We start from the raw sequence: 5005 nt of genomic DNA, 5'->3' as shown, positions 1-5005 counted from the left end.
TTAGCCATATGATCATGGCCTCATTGCGCCTGGAATGCGGCAAACAAGGGAGAATCTACAGATAATCCCCATTCATATTTCAAAAAACAGCCGATTTGCATTGAAATACGAAAATCACTGACAAGCGTGTCTTCGGCCTCGTGATAGATTTTGGGGCGTCCCAGCCCCCAAAATCGACTCGGCCTTTGACAACCTATTGGTGCCCCAGCCGTCCTGGTCACCAAGCACTGCGCAACAACTTCGCAAGCTCGTTGCTGCTCCGTACTTGGCTCCCAATGACTGGGCGCCGCGTTTGGATGCCTACTTTGCTTTCCTTCTGGCGCTATGCGCACGACGGGTAAGCAGTGCGGCCTCGCGGCTACTGGGGACTACCAGCCTTCGCTTCGCTCTCCATGGTTGGCAGCGAGGGGTGAGTAGTTACATTGGGGTAATCTATTTTTTCCGAGGCCCTTACCCCCGGGAGCCCCGACGACGGTAGTTTCAAACGTCGCCAATTTGGCGGAGGGTTTGAGCGCCACCCCTACAGCCAGGGCGATATCAGCCGGACCGTATCCATGAGCGCCAGGGTAAGCCGCCTGATCGGGCGTGAATTGCCCCCACCCCGCATACGCACCGGTGAGAATCGATGCGTCCAGCACCTCACCATTGCGCCCGTGGTAAATGTCAGGGCTGCCCACCCAACCCAGCCGCGAGGCGTTTTTAAGCGATCTAAGGCCCAAAGCGACCCCCTCTTTGGGGTTGCTTCTGTCTGTGATCAACAGGCGGTTAGGATGGCCTGTGCCGCCCACAATCAGGCCGTTATGACCTGTATATTGACCAATATCAAGATCCGCATAAATGCTGATCGCCACATCCCCGAACGCCTGCGGACTGCTGAATTCCCATCGGCTGACATGGAAATTAGTACGAGGAACGACGGTGGCTGTGATGGTCCAGTAGATGATTCCGTTCTCACCATGGAATTGACCAGATGAAACGATTGATCCATCCAAGCGCGCGTGCGCAGGGTTAGTCAGGGTATCTCCAAGGTGGAACGTTTCTGATCCGACTTTCACGCGGGTCTCTGAATCATGCAACACATTGTTACCGTTGAGCCTCAGGTCCTCGATCTTCCCCGCAGCCCCAATGGCTACTTCCAGAGCATCGGGCGCTTCCAGCTCGGCAATCCTCGCCCTATGTTCTGCGATCTCTTCCTCTTTTCGCGTGATCTGTGCTTCTTTTTCGGTGATCTGCTGTCGTAGCCGCTCGGCCTCTTGAGAATTTTCAGCGATCGCCAGTTGGGTTTGCATTTGCAGTGTGGACAATTGGCCTTGCAACGTACCCAGCTGGCCTTGTAGCGTTGCGATTGTCGTCTCACGCTCAACAACCGCCGCCTGGGTCGATTCTGCGAGCGTTTGCAGTGTGGCAATGCGGCTGTTGAGGGCGGCAATGTCCTCGTTGTGCTCGGTCGGCGGTGTTGTGTTGATGGATTGCGGGCGCAGGCGCGACGGCGGGTGTGCGTTGGTCTCGACGGACCCGATGTCACAGTGGGTGTCGGGATATTGTGTCCGAACAGCGCCCCGCTGGTCACGAACACCGCAGGTCGATCCGGCGGCATCGATCAGCGCGCTCCCATCCATGGGTTTGTGCGTGTAGGTGTAGCCGCCGTTGTCGGCCAACGGTCCCAGCTTAGGGTCCCCACGGTTCGTACCGAAATAATGCATGTCCGAGCAGGTGTTGTCATCCGACCAGCTGTTGATCATCGTATAGCCGCCCCAGCCGCCGCAATTGCGACCTCGTGAGCCGGTGATGACGGTGCGCGTGAGTTTGACGCGCTGGGCGCTCCCCAGATTGTAGATCGTGCCGCCGTTGGTTGTTCGGCGCTTTACATTTCGGGTGCGCGGTTCTGATCGCAGGCCACAATGATTGCCGCACATCTCCTGCTCGGGATCGGTGAGAGGTGAGGATCTGTTGTTTTTCAGGGTACTGTCGAAGAACTCATTAGTGCCGCCGTTGGCGTACAGGACGCTCCCCTTGTTCTCCTGGTGATTGCGATAATCGAGGGTTTTTTGGGCGGCGTTATCGCTGAACGTACTGGCGTAGGCGCGGAATGTGCCGATTTCGTTATAGATCACGCCACCGGTTTCTTTTGCCCTGTTCCAGGCCAACGTAGAGGCAGTGATGGTGAGGGTGGCTGCGTCCGAATTCTGCACTTTGCCATTATAGATCGCGCCGCCATCCGTGGCGGCCGTATTGTCTCGAACACTGGAGCTGTCGATTGTCAGCGTGCCTCGGTTATAGATCGCGCCACCGCGACCCCAGCTATCGTTCCCGTTCACATGGCAGAACTGGACGTCCAGTGTGCCCCGGTTGTAAATTGCTCCGCCGACATTGGTATTGCCGCGAGTCAGGACAAGCCCCCAGAGCCTCACAGCCGCCCCCTGTTCGATCTTCAGCAAACGGCTATTATGCTGGCCATCCAGGGTCACATCGGGTCGCCTGTCGCCATTTATATCGCCCTCAATGCGCAGTTTTTTGTTGATGACGATCTCGCTGTCGAGGCGGATGGTTTTTTCATAGAGCCATGGGGTAAACGTGATGCGGTCGCCGGATGCGGCAGAGGAAACAGCGGCCCGCAGTGTTCCGGTGCCATGATCTGCCATACTGGTCACGCGATGAACAGTGATGGCGGCGGCAGGGTTTGAAAATGCCAATATGCCTGATATGATAATTCTCGATTTCATTTGATTTTCCTCTTGTGATTTCAGAGCCGGGCCCGCAACCCCGGCTTTTCTTGTATTATTCGATATACCCGTTGGGCGCACCGACAATCGTCGTCTCAAAGCTCGCCAGTTTTGCCGAGGGTTTGAGCATCACCCCCATGGCAACGGCAATATCTGCGGGGCCGTATCCGTGCCCCCCCGGATATCTGCTTTGATCGGGCGTGAATTGCCCCCATCCAGAATACGCACCGGTAAGGATCGAAGGATCGAGAATCTCCCCGTTGCGCCCATGGTAGATATCAGGGCTGCCCACCCAACCCATGCGTGAGGCGTTTTTAAGCGCTCTCAGGCCTAAAGCGACGCCCTCCGCCGGGTTGGTTCGGTCTGTTACCAAGAGTCTGTTTGGGTGGCCAGTACCGCCCACAATCAACCCGTTATGTCCTGTATATTGACCAATATCGAGGTCCGCATAAATGCTGAGCGCTACGCTACCAAATGCTTGTGGACTATTGAACTCCCAGCGGCTGACATGCCAATTCGTGCCAGGTATTACGGTAGATGTGATGGTCCAGTAGATAATGCCGTTGCCACCCTGGAACTGACCGGATGACACGGCGGCCCCATCCGGGCGCTCGTGTGCAGGCCCTGTGACGGTATCTCCAAGGCGGAACGTATCGACCCCCACTTTTACGCGGGTTTCTGATTCCTGAAGCGCGTCGATGTCATTGAGCTTAAGACGCACGATCTGGCCGGCGTCGCCCATTTCCACTTGCAGATCGTCCCTGATATCAAGTTCCCGAAGACGGGCCAGATGCTCCGCACGCTGCGCTTCGAGGCTGGCGACACGTTCTATCGCCGCCGCACGCTGCGCCTGTGCGTCCGCCAGTTGTGATCTCAGGCCAGACTGCACCTCGTTCGAGTCCGCTATCGTGGCCGCGATGTGCTCGTAGAGCGCGTCAATCGCAGTGTTAAGCTCGGCAATCGTGGCGTTCGCTGCGCCCACTTGTATTTGCAAGCTGGCGATGCGGCTGTTGAGGGAGGCATTGTCCTCGTTGTGCTCAGCCGGCGGTGTTGTGTTGATGGATTGTGGGCGCAGCCGTGAGGGTGGGTGTGCGTTGGTCTCGACTGCTCCGATGTCGCACTTTGGATCCATGAATTCTGTGCGGCGTGCTCCGCGCTGGTCGCTGTTGGCACAAGTGCTGCCACCTGCATCAATCAGCCCGCTGCCTGACAGCGGCTTGAAGGTGTACGTGTAGCCCCCGTTATCAGCAATGACCCCCAGCTTTGCGTTGCCTCTGCTGACCCCAGGGTGTGAATAATCTGTCGGCCCGTCGCACGTGTCATCATCTGACCACGCATGATCAAGGGTGAAATAGCCCCAGCCGCCACAGTTTCTGCCTCTGGAGTCCGCTATAACCGTCCGCGTCAGTTTCACTGCCTGGGGATTGTTCAGAACCCCATGGTTATAGATTGTCCCCCCGTTGTTAACCCGTCGGTTTTTGTTATTTCTTTTACGCTCTGCCGAGGGGCGGCACGAACAGCCGTTACAGCGATTTTTCCCGATTCCAAATCCGCAGTCTTTCAGTTCCGGGTCCGTGAGGGGTTTGGATTTGTTGTTTTTCAGTGTGCTGTCAACGAACTCACTACTTCCGCCTTCGGCGTATAGGACGCTCCCCTTCGCCGAAGTGGCATGTTCCCAGTCGCCCTCGGGTTGTGCGCGGTTGTTGTCGAATGTGCTTCGGTACGCTTTGAATTCACCCGAGTAGTTGTAAATCACACCCCCCGTCGCTTTCGCACGGTTCCAGTCGAACGTCGAGGCGCTGAATGTTGTTTTGGCGGCGTCCGACGCTTCCAGTTTCGCCGTGAAAATCGCCCCACCGCGGTTGGCGACATTATCCCGCATACTGGAATGGTCGATCGTGACGGTCCCCCGGCTGTAGATGCCACCGCCGACATTCGACGCCTCGTTGCCGTTGATTTTACAAAATTGGGCGGTGATGTTCCCCCGATTGAGGATGGCGGCCCCATCGGAAGCCTTCGCGTGCTCCAGCGCCATCCCCCAGAGCGTCACGTTGGCCCCCACCGCGATCGTCAGCAGCCGGGTCTTATGCTGGCCGTCCAAAGTCACATCCGGCCGCCTGTCGCCGTTTATGTCGCCCTCGATGCGCAGGTTTTTACTGATGGTGATCTCACTGTCCAGGCGGATGACCTTGTCATAAAGCCACGGGGCAAACGTGATGCGATCGCCGGATGCAGCGGCAGCAACAGCGGCCCGTAGTGTTCCGGTGCCATGATCTGCCATA

Annotated in this window: 3 protein-coding genes; 1 reads left to right on the top strand and 2 read right to left on the bottom strand. The window is 57.2% G+C overall.

The genetic code is table 11. The features are described from left to right. Positions 1-140: 140 nt before the first annotated feature. Positions 141-341 (top strand): hypothetical protein, encoded by a 201-nt coding sequence (locus tag ACOCD2_RS12085; RefSeq protein ID WP_294030744.1) that lies wholly within the window; start codon positions 141-143, stop codon positions 339-341. Positions 342-368: 27 nt separating this feature from the next. Here the strand turns inward: ACOCD2_RS12085 and ACOCD2_RS12080 are convergent, their stop codons facing one another. Then, positions 369-2723 (bottom strand): choice-of-anchor Q domain-containing protein, encoded by a 2355-nt coding sequence (locus ACOCD2_RS12080; protein WP_293648088.1) that lies wholly within the window; start codon positions 2721-2723, stop codon positions 369-371. A 55-nt stretch (positions 2724-2778) separates the two neighbouring features. After that, positions 2779-5005: choice-of-anchor Q domain-containing protein (locus ACOCD2_RS12075; protein WP_293648090.1), on the bottom strand; the 2227-nt coding region annotated here is incomplete at its 5' end.

It is taken from the genome of Thiolapillus sp., from assembly GCF_048562965.1.
GTDB classification, from domain to species: domain Bacteria; phylum Pseudomonadota; class Gammaproteobacteria; order Chromatiales; family Chromatiaceae; genus Thiolapillus; species Thiolapillus brandeum_A.
Note: the sequence above shows the minus strand (reverse complement) of the source record. Positions and strands in the feature narration are given on the sequence as shown.

What these genes read in the sequence shown, in the direction of transcription:
- ACOCD2_RS12080 (WP_293648088.1), bottom strand. Translation starts at nt 2,723, where the DNA reads ATGAAATCGAGAATTATCATATCAGGCATATTGGCATTTTCAAACCCT.